11 protein-coding genes are annotated in these 15,901 nt (G+C 68.6%); 5 read left to right on the forward strand and 6 right to left on the reverse strand.

From position 1 onward, the window contains the following. Positions 1-474: 474 nt before the first annotated feature. The gene (locus tag OXQ95_RS16050; protein WP_267382492.1) at positions 475-1,014 is read left to right on the forward strand and encodes a CcdC protein domain-containing protein; all 540 of its coding nucleotides are present in this window, start codon (positions 475-477) and stop codon (positions 1,012-1,014) included. On the opposite strand, the gene OXQ95_RS16055 is transcribed toward OXQ95_RS16050, so the two are convergent. Beyond that, positions 1,007-1,912 carry a DMT family transporter gene (locus OXQ95_RS16055; protein ID WP_267382493.1) on the reverse strand — a complete coding sequence of 302 codons (906 nt, stop codon included), beginning with the start codon at positions 1,910-1,912 and terminating at the stop codon, positions 1,007-1,009. The two genes, OXQ95_RS16050 and OXQ95_RS16055, sit on opposite strands and share 8 nt — an antisense overlap. 88 nt (positions 1,913-2,000) lie before the next feature. Between OXQ95_RS16055 and OXQ95_RS16060 the strand changes: the two genes are divergently transcribed. Both OXQ95_RS16060 and rnr read left to right on the forward strand, forming a co-directional pair. Continuing rightward, a complete protein-coding gene (locus tag OXQ95_RS16060; RefSeq protein WP_267382494.1) occupies positions 2,001-3,533 on the forward strand; it encodes an aminoacyl--tRNA ligase-related protein in 1,533 nt (510 codons plus the stop codon). A gap of 115 nt (positions 3,534-3,648) precedes the next feature. After that, positions 3,649-5,874, forward strand: a complete 2,226-nt coding sequence (gene rnr / locus OXQ95_RS16065) for a ribonuclease R (protein ID WP_267382495.1) — start codon at positions 3,649-3,651, stop codon at positions 5,872-5,874. 194 nt (positions 5,875-6,068) lie between these two features. Here rnr and OXQ95_RS16070 read toward each other — a convergent pair whose 3' ends face one another. Beyond that, the gene (locus OXQ95_RS16070; RefSeq protein ID WP_267382496.1) at positions 6,069-7,232 is read right to left on the reverse strand and encodes a saccharopine dehydrogenase NADP-binding domain-containing protein; all 1,164 of its coding nucleotides are present in this window, start codon (positions 7,230-7,232) and stop codon (positions 6,069-6,071) included. A 28-nt stretch (positions 7,233-7,260) separates the two neighbouring features. Next, complete coding sequence (locus tag OXQ95_RS16075) at positions 7,261-9,042, reverse strand: ABC transporter transmembrane domain-containing protein (RefSeq protein ID WP_267382497.1); 1,782 nt, start codon at positions 9,040-9,042, stop codon at positions 7,261-7,263. 128 nt (positions 9,043-9,170) lie between these two features. Between OXQ95_RS16075 and phaZ the strand changes: the two genes are divergently transcribed. Further along, positions 9,171-10,388: a polyhydroxyalkanoate depolymerase gene (phaZ, locus tag OXQ95_RS16080; protein ID WP_267382498.1), complete on the forward strand. Its 1,218-nt coding sequence runs from the start codon at positions 9,171-9,173 to the stop codon at positions 10,386-10,388. Positions 10,389-10,430: 42 nt separating this feature from the next. Here the strand turns inward: phaZ and OXQ95_RS16085 are convergent, their stop codons facing one another. From OXQ95_RS16085 to OXQ95_RS16095, 3 genes are all read right to left on the reverse strand, one after another. Next, positions 10,431-10,913 carry a pyridoxamine 5'-phosphate oxidase family protein gene (locus OXQ95_RS16085; protein WP_242095259.1) on the reverse strand — a complete coding sequence of 161 codons (483 nt, stop codon included), beginning with the start codon at positions 10,911-10,913 and terminating at the stop codon, positions 10,431-10,433. Positions 10,914-11,037: 124 nt separating this feature from the next. Further along, positions 11,038-12,213 carry an acetyl-CoA C-acyltransferase gene (locus tag OXQ95_RS16090; protein ID WP_242095260.1) on the reverse strand — a complete coding sequence of 392 codons (1,176 nt, stop codon included), beginning with the start codon at positions 12,211-12,213 and terminating at the stop codon, positions 11,038-11,040. Between the two features lie 61 nt (positions 12,214-12,274). Continuing rightward, positions 12,275-12,733 carry a MaoC family dehydratase gene (locus OXQ95_RS16095; RefSeq protein WP_346731943.1) on the reverse strand — a complete coding sequence of 153 codons (459 nt, stop codon included), beginning with the start codon at positions 12,731-12,733 and terminating at the stop codon, positions 12,275-12,277. A 97-nt stretch (positions 12,734-12,830) separates the two neighbouring features. On the opposite strand from OXQ95_RS16095, the gene putA reads away from it, so the two are divergent. Continuing rightward, positions 12,831-15,896 (forward strand): bifunctional proline dehydrogenase/L-glutamate gamma-semialdehyde dehydrogenase PutA, encoded by a 3,066-nt coding sequence (gene putA / locus OXQ95_RS16100; RefSeq protein ID WP_267382499.1) that lies wholly within the window; start codon positions 12,831-12,833, stop codon positions 15,894-15,896. Positions 15,897-15,901 lie beyond the last annotated feature (5 nt).

Here is a 15,901-nt window from a genome sequence, read left to right on the forward strand (position 1 = left end):
GTTGCGATCTCGAAGAGTGGATGACGGAGCGGCGTTAAATCCCGCCCGCCCCGTGCCGCCTCCTTTCCGCTCCGATAATGACTTGTATCAGTGGTGGATGTGGGGACGCGTCGCGATCCCGATGACAGTTCTGTGTTACGGTGCGCTCCGAAGCTTCGGTGTGCCGTTCGATTACACCCCGTTTGCGCTGCTTCCCGCGATAGTCTTTTACGCGGCATTGCGACTGTTGGCATGGCGGGATCGCAGAGCGGGTAAGCGGTTCAACCAGTATGACGCTGATGATCTATTCCGATAAGGTCAGCTTTATCGATCTGGCGGCCCATAGCGGACTATCAGCTTCCCACCAACTCCGGCTATTTGCGCCGCTCCCAAAAGCCGGCCTCGAAGCCCCCTTCCAGCGCTCCCACCCACACCCTTCCCATAACTGTATCGTCACGCTAATACACGCGGCACAGACGACGAGGGGGCTCTTCGATGAACACGCACGCGGTTACCGTCCATCAGGCGGGCAATCCGCTCGTCACTTATGCGATCACCGCCGTGGTGATCGCGGTGGTCATGGCGCTCCGGTGGCGGCGGATGCGCCGGGTGATGCCGTTGAAGCTCGAACGGCTGTGGATCGTGCCGGCGCTCTATCTCGTCATCGCCGTCGCGATGTTCGTGGTGGCGCCGCCGGTGGGGCCGGGCTGGCTCTTCTGCCTCGTCGCGCTGGTGCTGGGCGCGGCGCTCGGCTGGCAGCGCGGGCGGATGATGCGGATCGCGATCGATCCCGAGACCCACGCGCTGAACCAGGTGGGCTCGCCCGCGGCGATGCTGTTCCTTGTTGCGATCGTGCTGCTGCGCTCGGGCGCACGCGCGGCGATCGACAGCGGCGCGGGCACGATGCTCCACCTCAATACGCTGGCCGTCACCGATATGCTGGTGGCGCTGGCACTCGGCCTGTTCACCGCCACGCGGGTGGAAATGTATCTGCGCGGGCGGCGGATGCTGGAGGCGGCGCGGCGCGTCAGCTGAGGCCCTGCGAAGCCGCCTGCCGGGTTTCCTCGCGGCGGCGGACATGTTCGCGCCACACGATGTAGAGCCCGCTGCCGATGATGATCGGCGCCCCCGCCCAGGTGGCGGCGGGGGGCAGCGCGCCGAAGATCAGCCAGCCGAACAGCGTCGCCCAGAGCAGGCTGGAATAATCCATCGGCACGACGAGCGTGACGGGGCCGAGCTTCAGCGACCACGTCATGGCGATCTGCGCGCATCCGCCGAGTAACCCCACGCCCGCCAGGCACGCCCAGGCCGCCCGGTCGTGCGCCTGCGCGACCTGCGCATAGATCAGCCCCATCGGCACCAGCGACAGCGTGGAGAACCAGAACACCGTCGTCAGCGGCGCCTCCGTCCGCCCGATCCGCCGCAGCAGGATCGAGACCGCCGCGGTGCCCAGCGCCCCCGCCACCGCGCAGGCCGCGCCGGCGACGGGCACGTGCGCGCCGCCGGGCTGCGCCACCACCAGCACGCCGACAAAGCCCGTCGCCACCGCCACCCAGCGGTGCCAGCCGGTCGGCTCGCGCAGGATCAGCGCGCCGAGGATGGTCGCGAAGATCGGCACGCTGAACCCGATCGTGGTCGCCTCCGCCAGTGGCAGCGCCACGATGCCCGAAAAGGTGAACGCCATCGCGCTCAGCCCGACGATGGCGCGGCCGATATGCGCGGGAATCCGCTGCGTGGCGACCGATCGCAGCCCGGGCCCGCACGCGATCACGCTGCCCACCAGCAGCGCCGCGCCGAACTGGCGATAGAACAGGATCTCCGCCACGCTGGCGCCGTGGATCTGCGCCAGCTTGATGACCGCGTTCATCGCGGCGAAGAACACCACCGACACGAGCCGGAGCGCGATCGCGGGGAGCAGGCGGTCGGTGGCCATGCGCTCTCCTAGCCACGCCGCTGCACCCCGTCATCCCCTGCGCGGCCGAGGGTGACGGGCTGCCGGATTGCGGTTACAGCCCGCGGCCATGATAAAGCGCGCACTTCCCGTCACCCGCGAAGCGGATTTTTCCGCCTGGTATCAATCCGTCATCGCCGAGGCCGATCTGGCCGAGGAATCGGGCGTGCGCGGTTGCATGGTGATCCGCCCGTGGGGCTATGGCATCTGGGAGCGAATCCAGCGGCTGCTCGACGATCGGATCAAGGCGACGGGCCACGAGAATTGCTATTTCCCGCTCTTCATCCCGCTCTCCTATTTCGAGAAGGAGGCCGAGCATGTCGAGGGCTTCGCCAAGGAGATGGCGGTCGTCACGCATCACCGGCTGGTGAGCGACGGCAAGGGCGGGCTCGTTCCCGATCCGACCGCGAAGCTGGAGGAGCCGCTGGTCGTGCGGCCGACATCGGAGACGGTGATCGGCACGGCCTTCGCGCGCTGGGTGCAATCCTGGCGCGATTTGCCCGTGCTCATCAACCAATGGGCCAACGTCGTGCGCTGGGAGATGCGCACGCGGATGTTCCTGCGCACCACCGAATTCCTCTGGCAGGAGGGCCACACCGCGCACGCCAGCGCCGACGAGGCGCGCGCGGAGACGATGAACATCCTCGAACTCTATCGCAGCTTCGCCGAGGATTGCCTCGCGCTCCCCGTGATCGCGGGCGAGAAGCCGGAGAACGAGCGCTTCCCCGGCGCGGTCGCGACCTACAGTATCGAGGCGATGATGCAGGACGGCAAGGCGCTCCAGGCGGGCACCTCGCATTTCCTCGGCACCAATTTCGCGCACGCGCAAGGCATCCGCTTCCAGAACAAGGATGGCGAACTCGAATGTGCCAACACCACCAGTTGGGGCATGACGACGCGGATGATTGGCGCGGCGATCATGGTGCACGGTGACGACGACGGCATGCGCGTGCCGCCCGCCATCGCGCCGTGGCAGGTGGTGATCGTGCCGATGCTGCGCGATCAGCCGGAGGACGAGGCGATCGTCGCCTATTGCCGCGCCTTGCAGGTGGAACTGGCGAAGCAGTCCGCGCTCGGCGAGCCGGTGCGCGCGCTGCTCGACCTGAAGGCGTCCAAGGCCGCGACCAAGCGCTGGGGTTGGGTGAAGAAGGGCGCGCCGATCGTGATCGAGGTGGGCGGCCGCGACGTGGCGGGCGGCAACGTCTCGGTCATCCGCCGCGACCGGCTGTACCGCGAGGACGGCAAGCTCGACAGCACCGTCACCGCGCGCGAGGCATTCGTCGGCGCGGCGGGCGCCATGCTCGCGGAGATCCAGCAGGCGCTCCATGCCGAGGCGACCGCGCGGCTGTACGCCGCCATCGTGCCGGTCGCCGATTTCGCCGGGATCGCGGCGCATTTCGCCGAGGGCGTCGCCAATCCCGGCTGGGTCGACGTGGCATGGTCGAAGCCGACCGGCGCCGCGCTCGACGCGGTGGTCGAGCGGCTGAAGGCCCTCAAGCTCACGATCCGCAACGCCCCGACGGCGCAAGGCGCGATCGACGGCGTTTGCGTCTTCACCGGCGAGCCTGCCGTGGAACGCGTGCTGGTCGGGCGTTCCTACTGATCGGGGGTAATCGCGGGCATCTTCCCCTGCCGTACCCCGGCCTTCGCGGGGGAACGGCAGGGGTGCGATCGCATGGGAGGGTGACGCGGGCCCCCCGTGCGCCTATCTCCGGGCGATGCCCAAAATCAGAAACGCCGGCCTGCCCTCGCGCGAACAGATCCTCGACTTCATCGCGCAATCCGACACCCCCGCGGGCAAGCGCGAGATCGCCAAGGGCTTCGGGCTCAGCGCGCAGGACAAGATCGGCCTCAAGGCGCTGTTGAAGGACATGGCGGACGAGGGGCTGATCGACAGCGCCCCCGGTCGTGCCTTTCACAAGATGGGCGGGCTGCCCAAGGTGACGGTGCTGCGCATCGCCGATGTGGACGATGGCGGCAACGTCTGGGCGGTGCCCGAGAACTGGCAGGCGGACGGCGTGCCGGTGCCGCGGCTTCGCGTGCGCGAACGGCGCAAAGGCGCGCTCGGCATCGGCGAGCGCGTGCTGGCGCGCACCGAAGAGGCGGGCCAAGGCTGGATCGCGCACCCGATGAAGGTGCTGGCGCCCGCGTCCGAACAGGTGCTGGGCGTGCTGCGCGAAGAGGCCGGGCGGATGTGGCTGACGGGCGTGGACAAGAAGGAGCGGCGCGAGTTCGGCGTGTCCGATGCCGGAAATGCGCGCGCGGGCGATCTGGTGCTCGCCGAGAAGACCGGGCGGCCGCCGCGGATTACGGTGCGCGTCGTGCAGGTGCTGGGCGATCCCTTTGCGCCGCGCAGCTTTTCGCTGATCGCGATTCACAAGCTGGGCATTCCGGACGTGTTTCCGCCTGAGGCGCTGGACGAGGCGCGGGCGGTGTCCGCGACGCCGTTGGGCGACGACCGCGAGGATCTGCGCGACCTCCCGATCGTCGCGATCGATCCGGTCGATGCGCGCGATCACGACGATGCGGTGTGGGCCGCGCCCGACGACGACCCCGCCAATGCCGGCGGGTGGAAGGCGATCGTCGCCATCGCCGATGTCAGCTTCTACGTCCGGCCGGGCTCGGCGATCGACAAGGAGGCGCGGCGCCGCGGCAATTCGGTGTATTTCCCCGATCGCGTCGTGCCGATGCTGCCCGAGATCCTCTCCGCGGACACGTGTTCGCTGAAGCACGGCGTCGATCGCGCGGCGCTCGCCTGCCACCTGACGATCGCGGCCGACGGCAGCCTGAAGGATCACCGCTTCACCCGCGCGGTGGTGCGGCTGGCGGCGAACCTGGCCTATGAAGAGGCGCAGGCGATCGCCGACACCGGGTTCTTGGGCGGCGAGCGCACGGATCTGAACGCACCCCTGTCGCATCTCTGGGACTGCTGGCATGCGCTGGCCAAGGCCCGCGACGCACGCGAGCCGCTCGAGCTCGATCTGCCCGAACGCCGCGTGGTGCTCGACGAGACCGGCCGGATCATGTCGGTGGCGCCGCGCGAGCGGCTCGACGCACACCGGCTGATCGAGGATTACATGATCGCCGCCAACGTCGCCGCCGCCAAGGCGCTGGAGCGCAAGAAGGCGCCGGTGATGTACCGCGACCACGAGCCGCCCAGCCGCGAAAAGCTGGTCGCGCTGAAGGATTATCTCGAGACGTTCGGCGTGAACTTCGCGCTGGGGCAGGTGGTGCGGCCGAAGACGTTCAACCACATCCTCGAGCGCGTGGGCGATGCCGATTTCCGGCCGCAGGTGATGGAGCAGGTGCTGCGCACCCAGACCCAGGCCTATTATGCGCCCGCCAATCACGGCCATTTCGGGCTGGCTTTGGGCAGTTACGCGCATTTCACCTCGCCGATCCGGCGTTATGCCGATCTGCTCGTCCACCGTTCGCTGGTTGCGGCCTACGGTATCGGGCCAGGCGGCCTGTCGCCGGCCGAAGCCGAGCGGATGGAGGCGATCGGCCAGTCGATCAGCCAGTTCGAGCGCCGCGCGATGGAGGCCGAGCGCGACACGATCGACCGCTATGTCGCCGCCTTCCTGGCCGAACGCGTCGGGCAGGTGATGGACGTGCGGATCACCGGCGTTACCAATTTCGGCTTCTTCGCGACGGTCGAGGGGATCGGTGGCGACGGGCTGATGCCGGTGCGCGATCTGGGCGGCGATTATTTCCGCTTCGACGAGGCCGCACGCACCCTGACCGGCGAACATGGCGGCGAGCAGTTCGCGCTCGGCCAGCGGTTGCAGTTGCGGTTGGCGGAGGCGAACCCGGTATCGGGCGCGCTGCGCTTCGAGATGCCGGAAGGGAAGGGCGCTGCCCCGGCCGCCGGCCGCAAGCCGCCGCGCGAGATCAAGCGGCGCGGTCGCCCCGCGAACATCCGCCACCAGGGTCGGAAGCGCTGAGCCGCTGTCCTGCACGGCAAGATAGTGGCGTGCGGAGTGCGTTCGGCTCCCCGAGCTCCTGTTCCCGGCGAAGGTCGGGGCCCAGTCGGGGGAGGTTGGTAATGACGCGCTGTCCCGCATCACCCGGACGTTCCAACTGGGCCCCGGCCTTCGCCGGGGAACATATAGAACACCCACTCCCGGTCGCTAGATCTTCACCCCGCGGTGAACGTCAGCCCCGCCTTCGCCGCCAGCCGGTCGCGCAGCGCCGTGCCCATCAGCGCCCCCGGCGTCCAGATCCCGCCTTCGCCGGCCACGTCCTGCACCAGGCACAAGGCGGCCTCCGCGATCATCCGGCTGGTGGAGCCATAGCCCGGATCGCGATTCCCCGTGACGACCGCGTCGATCCGCTCGCCGTCCGGCATCAGCGCGGCGAACAACAGGTCGTAATGGCCGGCGTCGCGTTCGGCCTTGGACGGGCCTTCGCCGGGCTTGGGCCCCTTGTCGCCCGCGAGCGGGTTGATCCGGGCGATCGCCTCCGCCGCGGCGCGGCCCATGTCGCCCAGCCCCGGCGCGATCATCATCTCGTCATAGACGAAATCGGCGCCATACGCCTGGCCGAGCAGGAAATTGGTCCGGTGGACGTTTTTGGTGTTGATCGGCGCCATGATGAACGGCGCGACCCAGGCGCAGAGCGTCGGATCATATTCGGGCAGCATTCCCATCGGCTGGCGAGGGCCGGCAAAGCCCGGCGTCAGCGCGAACGGGCTCGCCAGCAGCGCGACGATGCGCGGGTCGTGCGCCGCCGCCGCCAGCGTCGCCTTCAGGCTGGCCGCGGTGCCGCCTGAAAAGCCGCCCTGCATCTGCCGCACCCGGCCCTTCACGCGCGGGGCGGGCCGGCCGAACCGCGCCTTCGCCGCCTCCTGCACGCTCAGCACACCCAGATCGAACGGGATCGAATCGAAGCCGCAGGAAAACACGATTCGCGCGCCACTCGCCCGCGCCGTGTCGTGATGCGTATCGATCATCTGGCGCATCCAGGCGGGCTCGCCGCACAGATCGACATAGGCCGTCCCGGTCGCGGCACACGCAGCCACCAGCGCGGCGCCGTAGAGCTGATAGGGGCCGACGGTGGTGAGCACGACGCTCGTGCTTTCGCAAAGCCGTGTCAGCGCGGCGGCGTCGTCGGCATCGGCCGTCACCAGCGGGGTGTCGGCGGGCGCACCGATCAACTCGCGCACTTCCTCCAGCTTGGCGCGCGAGCGGCCCGCCATCGCCCAGCGCACGCCGTCCGGATAGGTGGTGGCGATATATTCCGCGACGAGCCGGCCGGTGAAGCCGGTGGCACCATAGACGATGATGTCGAACTCGCGGGCCATGTCCGTCTCCTCGCGGCCGTCCGGCGGATCAGGCGGCCTCGCTGAATTGTAGGCTCGCGAGCCGCGCGTACAAGCCGCTGCGTGCCATCAGCGCGCCGTGGTTGCCCTCTTCGATGATGCGGCCATGGTCCATCACCACGATCCGCTCGGCGGCGCGCACGGTGGCGAGCCGGTGCGCGATGACGAGCGTGGTGCGCGTGCGCATCAGCCGCTCCAGCGCCTCCTGCACCAGCCGTTCGCTTTCGGCATCGAGCGCGCTGGTGGCCTCGTCGAGCAACAGGATCGGCGCGTCGCGCAGCAGCGCACGGGCGATGGTGATGCGCTGACGCTGCCCGCCGGAAAGCCGCGCGCCGCCTTCGCCGAGGAACGTGTCGAGCCCGTCGGGCAGGCGGTGCAGGAACTCGGCGGCGTTGGCCGCCTCGGCCGCTGCCCAGAGTTCGTCGTCTCGCGCATCCCACCGGCCGTAGCGGAGATTGTCGCGTGCGCTGGCGCCGAAGATCACGGTTTCCTGTGGCACCATCGCGATCCGCGCACGAACGGCGGCGGGATCGGCATCGCGCAGATCGACGCCATCGAGCGTTACGCGGCCCGCATCCGGATCGTAGAAACGCTCGGCCAATTGGAACAGGGTCGTCTTGCCTGCGCCGGAGGGGCCGACCACCGCGACCGTCTCGCCCGGCCGCACCGCAAGGCTGAAGCCCTCCAGCGCCGCGACCTCCGGCCGGGTCGGATAGTGGAAGCGCACCTCCTCGAATGCGAGCGCGCCGATCGCCGGCACGGGCAACGCCACGCACTGCGCCGGGGCGGCGATCTCGGGCCGCTCCTCCAGCAGTTCGGCCAGCCGCCCCGCCGCGCCAGCGCCGCGCAACAGATCGCCATAGACTTCGGTCAGCGCGCCGAACGCGCCGGCGACGATGCCCCCGGTCAGCACGAACGCTGCGATCGAGCCGCCGGTGATCCGCCCCGCGGCGACGTCGATCGCGCCTTCCCACAACACCATCGTGATCGATCCGAACACGAGGCCGATGACGATGGCGGTCATCACCGCCCGCAACGCGATGCGGCTGCGCGCCGCCGCGAAGGTGGCGCTCACCGCGTCGGCGAAGCGGCGGGCCTCGCGCGGTTCCTGGCCGAACGCCTGCACGATCCGCATCGCGCCCAGCGTCTCGGTGGCGATCGCGCCGACATCGGCGATCCGGTCCTGCGAGGTGCGCGAATGGTTGCGTACGCGGCGGCCGAGCAATGTGATCGGCGCGATGATGAGCGGGATGCCCAGCATCAGCATGCCCGCCAGCTTGGGCGAGATCGCGAACAGATAGATCACCCCGCCGATCCCGGTGAAGCTGTTGCGCAGCGCGATCGACACGGTGCTGCCGACCACGCCCTCGATCAGCGCGGTGTCCGAAGTGAGGCGCGAGGCGATCTCGGACGGGCGGTTCTCCTCGAAGAAGCGCGGCGTGAGCGTGAGGAGATGCGCCTGAACCCGCGTGCGGATATCCGCCACGACCCGCTCGCCGAGCCACGACACGTAATAGAAGCGGATCGCGGTCGCGATGGCGAGCACGGCCACGATCATCAGCAGATAATGGAAGGAGGTCGCGACCGAGCCGGAGGCGCCCGGCCCGAAGCCGCGATCGATCACGCGCTTGAAGCCGTAGGGGATGCCGATGGTGGCCGCCGAGGTGGTGGCGAGCGCCGCGCCGGCAAACGCGATCTGCCGCGGATAGGCGCGCGCGGTGCGCCACACCATCGCGAGATCGCCGATGCGGCGGCGGCCCTTCGGTTCGACGAGCGGTGTGCGATCGGCCATGACACCGTGCCTAGCAGGGGCGGCAGGCGCGCTCAACTCCGCTGCCGAGCCGCGATGTTGCGCTGCACCATGATGCGCCTATAGGTGGAGGCAAGCGGCTTGAGCACCGGCCGCAGCGGAGAGAATCCTTGCTCTACGACATCTATGAAATGCAGCGGTCGATGCTGGCCGGCGCCAGCGCGATGGCGGATTATACTGCGGGCCTGCTCCAGAACCCGGCCAACCCGTTCGCCTATCTCGGCGGGGGCGCGGTGGTCGGTTCCGCACTCGAGGTGTTCGCGCATGCTTCGGCGCCGCGCGGCAAGCCGGCCTTCGGGCTCGACAGCACCGTGATCGATGGCCGTACCATTCCGGTGCGTGAGGAGATCGTGCTGCGCCGCCCGTTCGGCCAGCTCAAGCGCTTCGTGCGCGAGGGCGTCGAAGGCGGCCCGAAGCTGCTGATCGTCGCGCCGATGTCGGGCCATTACGCGACGCTGCTGCGCGGCACGGTGGAGCGGATGCTGACCGTCGCCGACGTCTACATCACCGATTGGCGCGATGCGAAGCGCGTGCCGCTTGCCGATGGCCGTTTCGATCTCGACGACTACATCGACTATCTGATCGCCTATCTGGAGGCGATCGGGCCGGGCGCGAACATGCTCGCGGTGTGCCAGCCGTCGGTGCCCTGCTATGCGGCGGTGGCGCTGATGAGCGCGGACGGGCATCCCTGTCTGCCCCGCACGCTGACGATGATGGGCGGCCCGATCGACACGCGCGAGGCCCCCACCGCGGTCAACACGCTGGCGACCGAACGGCCCTATGCCTGGTTCGAACAGAATGTCATCGCCACCGTGCCGTCCAGCTATGCGGGCGCTGGTCGCAAGGTCTATCCCGGCTTCCTGCAACTCGCCGGCTTCATGTCGATGAACCTCGGCAATCACATGAACTCGCATTGGGAGATGTTCAAACATCTCGTCCAGGGCGATGGCGAGGGCGCGGATACGACCAAGGATTTCTACGAGGAATATCGCTCGGTCTGCGACATGACCGCGGAATTCTACCTCCAGACGATCGATCTGGTGTTTCAGCGCCACGCGCTGCCGAACGGCACGATGACGCATCGTGGCCGCCCGGTGGATCCCGCGGCGATCACCGACGTCGGGCTGCTGGCGATCGAAGGTGAGCGCGACGATATCTCGGGACTGGGGCAGACCCGTTCGGCGCTGACGCTGGCGACTGCGTTGCCCGACGCCAAGAAGCGCTACTTCATGGCGCCGGGCGCGGGGCATTACGGCATCTTCAACGGCTCGAAATGGCGCAACACGATCGCGCCGATCGTGGAGGAATGGATCGCCGCGAACGCGTGAATTCGCCGCCCGGCCGATCTGGCCGGGCGGCGAGCCGATGGCTCATGCCAGGCTGTCGACCACGGCGTGGCTGCTGCTTTCGTCGGAACGGATCGTGCCGCCGAACAGCATCTTGACGCGCCCGCCGAGCGAGATGTCGGTTTCCCACAGTTCCGCGCTGTCGATGTCGAAGCGGAGCAGCGTGAGGTTGGGATCCTCCTTGCCGCCCGGAAACCAGGCCTCGACCTGCTTGTTCCAGAGCCGGTCGATCTGCGCGCGATCATTGTCGACCGCGACATTGCCGGCCATGCACGCGAAGAAGTCGTGACCCTTGCCGACGAACTGCGCCATCGCCTGACCGCCGCCCGCGATGCGGTTGTCCTTGCCCGAAAAGAAGAACAGCGTGTTGGGACGATCGTCGTCGATCTGCGCCGTCATCGGCTCGGAATGCTCGCCGTCCATCAGGCCGATCATCACGAACGGGCTGTCCTTCAGCTTGGCGATGAACTTCGCAGCGACTTCCTGCGGGGTATCCTTGTCGGCCATCGTCGGTCTCCTGGTTGGTTGCCGGGAGAACGGGCGGAGGCGGGGTTGGTTGCGCCGCCGAAATCAAGACGACGAACGACGAAGCCCCGGACGCCGAAACGCCCGGGCCCACGCAAGCCTCAGTTCACAGCACCTCGAACAGGCCGGCAGCGCCCATGCCGCCGCCGACGCACATCGTGACGACGACATATTTGGCGCCACGGCGCTTGCCCTCGATCAGCGCATGGCCGGTCATCCGCGCGCCGCTCATCCCGTAGGGATGGCCGATCGAGATCGCGCCGCCATTGACGTTCAGCAGCTCGTCGGGAATGCCGAGCTTGTCACGGCAATAGAGCACCTGGACAGCAAAGGCTTCGTTCAGCTCCCACAGGCCGATATCGTCCATCTTGAGGTCGAAGCGCTCGAGCAGCTTGGGAATCGCGAAGACCGGGCCGATGCCCATCTCGTCGGGAGCGGTGCCGGCGACCGCCATGCCGACATAGCGGCCGAGCGGGGTGAGGCCGCGTGCGGCGGCGACCTTTTCCTCCATCAGCACGGAGGCGGACGCGCCGTCGGAAAGCTGCGAGGCGTTGCCCGCGGTGATCGTGCCGCCCTCGATCACGGTCTTCAAGCCGCTCAGGCCCTCGATCGTGGTGTCGGCGCGGTTGCCCTCGTCCTTGGTGAGCGTCACTTCCTTGTGGGTGACCTCCTTGGTCTCCTTGTTCACGATGGCCATCGTCGCGGTGACGGGGACGATCTCGTCGTCGAACCGGCCCGCCGCCTGCGCCGCCGCGGTGCGCTGCTGCGACTGGAGACCATAGGCGTCCATCTGCTCGCGCGTGATGCCGTAGCGATCGGCCACGATCTCGGCTGTCTGGAGCATCGGCATGTAGATGTCCTTGTGCATCGCGACCAGCTCGGGATCGGGCGCGACGTTCATCCTGGGCGTCTGGACGAGGCTGATGCTGTCGACGCCGCCGCCGATCGCGACGTCCATCCGGTCGATCACGATCTCCTTGGCGGCGGTGGCGATCGCCATCAGCCCCGAGGCGCATTGGCGATCGAGCGACATGCCCGACACCGTCGTCGGCAGGCCGGCGCGCAGCAGCGCGGTGCGGGCGATGTTGTTCGCCTGGTGGCCCTGCTGGAGCGCGGCGCCGAACACCACGTCCTGCACCTCGGCGCCGTCGATCCCGGCGCGCTCCACCGCGGCCTTGATCGCATGGCTGGCGAGCGTGGGCGAGGGCAGGTTGTTGAACGCGCCGCGATAGGCGCGGCCGATGGGCGTGCGGGCGGTGGAGACGATGACGGCGGAACGCATGGCGGGTCCTCTCGGGCGAAGTTGACGAAGTTGGCACGCAAACGCGCGTGCGGGGATCGGTTCAGACGAAGATCAGGCTGATCCATTCGGCGATCAGCGCGGGCTTGGGCAGGCCGGCGATCTCGACGGTGAATTCCACCATCTGTTGCCACTGGCCCGGCCTTTTCTCGTCGAAGGACAAGAGCTTGAAGCGGCCGCGCACCTGCGAGCCGGAGCGTACGGGGTGAAGGAAGCGGACGCTGTTGCCGCCATAATTCACCCCCATCTTCACGCCCGCGAGCATCGGTGCGTCGGCCACTTTCGACGACAGCAGCGGCATCAACGACAGCGTGAGGAACCCATGCGCGATCGTGCCGCCGAAAGGGGTCTGCCCGGCGCGTTCGGGATCGACATGGATGAACTGGTGATCGCCCGTCGCCTCGGCGAAGGTGTCGATCATCGCCTGAGTCACCTCGACCCAGTCGGACACGGTTTCCTGTCCGATACGGTTCTGCATTTCCTCTGGGCTCAGATCGGCCACGGCATTCCCCTCGACGGCGCTTTGCGGCAAAGCGCTCGGATCGCTCTAGGCACCTTGCCGCCTCTATCGCAAGCCTCAACCGACCGGATCCTCCAAAATGGCCACCTCCCTTGTGTCAGACCCTCGCAAGACCATGGCGTCGCTGTATCGTGCAGCCGAACCCGATGTTCTAAAACCGCTGCTCGAGCGGGCCGCGCTCGACCCTGATTCGCGCGAGCGCGTGATGGGCCATGCGCTGGGGCTGCTGGCCGATCTGCGTGCCGCGCAGTCCAGGGGATGGGTCAACCAGTTCCTCCAGGAATATCGGCTGAATTCGTCCGAGGGCGTCGCGCTGCTCAGCCTCGCCGAGGCGTTCCTGCGCGTGCCCGATCCCGAGACCGCGGACCTGTTGATCGCCGACAAGCTGGGCGACGCGGACTGGCGCGCGCATGCGGGGCGTTCCAATTCGAAGCTCGTCAATTCGGCGACCTGGGGCCTCGTCGTCGGGCGCGTGCTGGTGGGAGAGGGCGCGCAGGGCCCCTTGCGCCGGCTGATCTCGCGCGCGGGCGAGCCGTTCGTGCGCCAGGCGGTGGGCGCGGCGATGAAGATGATGGGCGAGATCTTCGTGATGGGCCGCACTATCGACGAGGCGATGCGCCGGATGAAGCGCCCGGAAAACAAGGGCTTCACCGCCAGCTTCGACATGCTGGGCGAAGCTGCGCGGACCTATGACGATGCCGATCGCTATTTCCGCGCCTATGTCGGCGCGATCGATGCGGTGGGCAGCGATCCGGCGGCAGGCCATTCGGTGTCGGTGAAACTGTCGGCGCTCCACCCGCGCTACGAGGTGGCGCGGTGGAGCGAATGCGTGCCCGCGCTGACCGGCATGCTGGAGGCGCTGGCGGTGCAGGCCGCCGCCAAGGGGATCGCGCTCACCGTCGATGCGGAGGAATCCGAGCGGCTGGAGATGAGCCTCGACATCATCGGCGCGGTCGCCGCGCTGCCGGCGCTGAAGGGCTGGGACGGCTTCGGCATGGCGGTGCAGGCCTATGGCAAGCGCGCGCGGCCGGTGGTCGCCTGGGCCAACGGGCTCGACCGGGTGATGAACGTGCGGCTGGTGAAGGGCGCCTATTGGGACAGCGAGATCAAGCGTACCCAGGTGGAGGGCCTGGCCGATTATCCGCTGTTCACGCGCAAGGCGGCGACCGACGTGTCGTATCTGGCGGTGGCCAAGGACATGCTGGATGCGGAGAATATCCGCCCCGCCTTTGCCAGCCACAACGCGCTGACCGTCGCCACGATCATGGAATGGGCGGGCAATTCGCGCGATTTCGAGTTCCAGCGGCTGCACGGCATGGGTGACGGGCTGTACGAGCGGCTGGTGCGCGAGAATGGCTATCATTGCCGCGTCTATGCCCCGGTCGGCGGGCACCGCGATCTGCTCGCCTATCTCGTCCGCCGGCTGCTGGAGAATGGCGCCAATTCCAGCTTCGTCCACCAGTTGGCGGACGCGCGGCTGACCGAGGCGGAGATCCTCGCCGACCCCGTCGCGCGGATCGCCGCAGTGGGCGGCCAGCGCCATCCGAGCATCCCGCTGCCGGTGGATCTGTTCGGCGCGGGGCACCGCAATTCGGCGGGGCTCGACCTGAGCGACGTGGACACGCTGGCGCGCACGGTGCGCGCGGTGGCGCTGTTCCCCGGCGAAGGCCGGGGCCCAGTCGGGGGCGGTGCGTTGGCGGAGGACGGCGCGTCGTCGCGGGAGCCTTCCCAACTGGACCCCGGCCTTCGCCGGGGAACAGAAGAGGGGCTGGGAACGGAAGGAGCCGTCGCCAACGCCATCGCCCGCGCGCACGCGGCGTTCCCCGCATGGTCCGCCACGCCCGTCGACCAGCGCGCGGCATGTCTCGACCGGCTCGCCGACCTGCTGGAGGCGGATCGCGACGAACTCATGGCGATCTGTGTGGTGGAGGCGTTCAAGACCATCCCCGATGCGATCGGCGAGGTGCGCGAGGCCGCCGATTTCTGCCGCTATTATGCGAACGAGGCGCGCACGAAGCTGCACGCGGTCGAGCTGCCCGGGCCGACGGGCGAGCGCAACACGCTGCATCTGGACGGTCGCGGCGTCTGGGCGACGATCGCGCCGTGGAATTTTCCGCTCGCGATCTTCCTGGGGCAGACCGTGGCCGCGCTGGTGACGGGCAACAGCGTGGTGGCCAAGCCCGCGCCGCAAACCCCGGAAATCGCGGCCGCCGCGGTGCGGCTGGCGCACGAAGCGGGCATCCCGCGCGACGTGCTGGTGCTGGTGACCGGAGGCCCCGAGAGGGGCGCTGCGCTCACCCGCGATCCGCGGATCATGGGGGTGGCGTTCACCGGCTCCACCGCGACCGCGCGCCGGATCGCACGCACGCTGCTGGAGGACGATGCCCGGCCGATCGTGCCGCTGATCGCGGAGACGGGCGGGATCAACGCGATGATCGTCGATTCCACCGCGCTGCCCGAACAGGTGGTGGCGGACGTGATCGCGTCGTCGTTCCGCTCGGCGGGGCAGCGTTGTTCGGCGCTGCGGCTGCTGCTGGTGCAGGAGGATGTGGCGGACGGCGTGATCCGGATGCTGAGCGGCGCGATGGACACGCTGCGGCTGGGCGCGCCCGGCGATCCCGCGACCGATGTCGGCCCGGTGATCGACCGCGCCGCCTATGACCGGCTGATGGCCTATCGCGAATCGGTGCGCGACCGCTGGATCAAGACGCTCGACGCGCCCGCCGACGGGCTGTTCGTGCCGCCGACGCTGATCCGGCTCGACGCCGTAGAGGCGCTCGACCAGGAATGGTTCGGACCGCTGCTCCATGTCGCGACGTGGAAGGCGGGCGCGTTGTCCGAGACGATCGCGCGCGTGAACGCCAAGGGATACGGCCTCACCATGGGCCTGCACAGCCGCATCGCGCGCGCCGCCGAACTGGCCGAGGCCGAGGCGGCGGTGGGCAATCTGTACATCAACCGCTCGATGATCGGCGCGGTGGTCGGATCGCAGCCCTTCGGCGGCGAGGGGCTGTCGGGCACCGGGCCCAAGGCGGGCGGCCCGCATTACCTGTTCCGCTTCGTCTCCGAACGCGCGGTGTCGGTCGATACGACCAGCGCGGGCGGCAACGCGACCTTGCTCAGCCTGGACGAAGGAGGGATCTGACCCCC

Origin of the sequence: Sphingomonas sp. GC_Shp_6, assembly GCF_026540835.1 — a bacterium.
In the GTDB taxonomy this organism is placed as follows: Bacteria; Pseudomonadota; Alphaproteobacteria; order Sphingomonadales; family Sphingomonadaceae; genus Sphingomonas.

Bases quoted from the DNA above. Each gene is read 5' to 3' on its own strand.
- OXQ95_RS16050 (WP_267382492.1), top strand. From the start codon at position 475: ATGAACACGCACGCGGTTACCGTCCATCAGGCGGGCAATCCGCTCGTC.
- OXQ95_RS16055 (WP_267382493.1), bottom strand. From the start codon at position 1,912: ATGGCCACCGACCGCCTGCTCCCCGCGATCGCGCTCCGGCTCGTGTCG.
- OXQ95_RS16060 (WP_267382494.1), top strand. From the start codon at position 2,001: ATGATAAAGCGCGCACTTCCCGTCACCCGCGAAGCGGATTTTTCCGCC.
- rnr (WP_267382495.1), top strand. From the start codon at position 3,649: ATGCCCAAAATCAGAAACGCCGGCCTGCCCTCGCGCGAACAGATCCTC.
- OXQ95_RS16070 (WP_267382496.1), bottom strand. From the start codon at position 7,232: ATGGCCCGCGAGTTCGACATCATCGTCTATGGTGCCACCGGCTTCACC.
- OXQ95_RS16075 (WP_267382497.1), bottom strand. From the start codon at position 9,042: ATGGCCGATCGCACACCGCTCGTCGAACCGAAGGGCCGCCGCCGCATC.
- OXQ95_RS16085 (WP_242095259.1), bottom strand. From the start codon at position 10,913: ATGGCCGACAAGGATACCCCGCAGGAAGTCGCTGCGAAGTTCATCGCC.
- OXQ95_RS16090 (WP_242095260.1), bottom strand. From the start codon at position 12,213: ATGCGTTCCGCCGTCATCGTCTCCACCGCCCGCACGCCCATCGGCCGC.
- putA (WP_267382499.1), top strand. From the start codon at position 12,831: ATGGCCACCTCCCTTGTGTCAGACCCTCGCAAGACCATGGCGTCGCTG.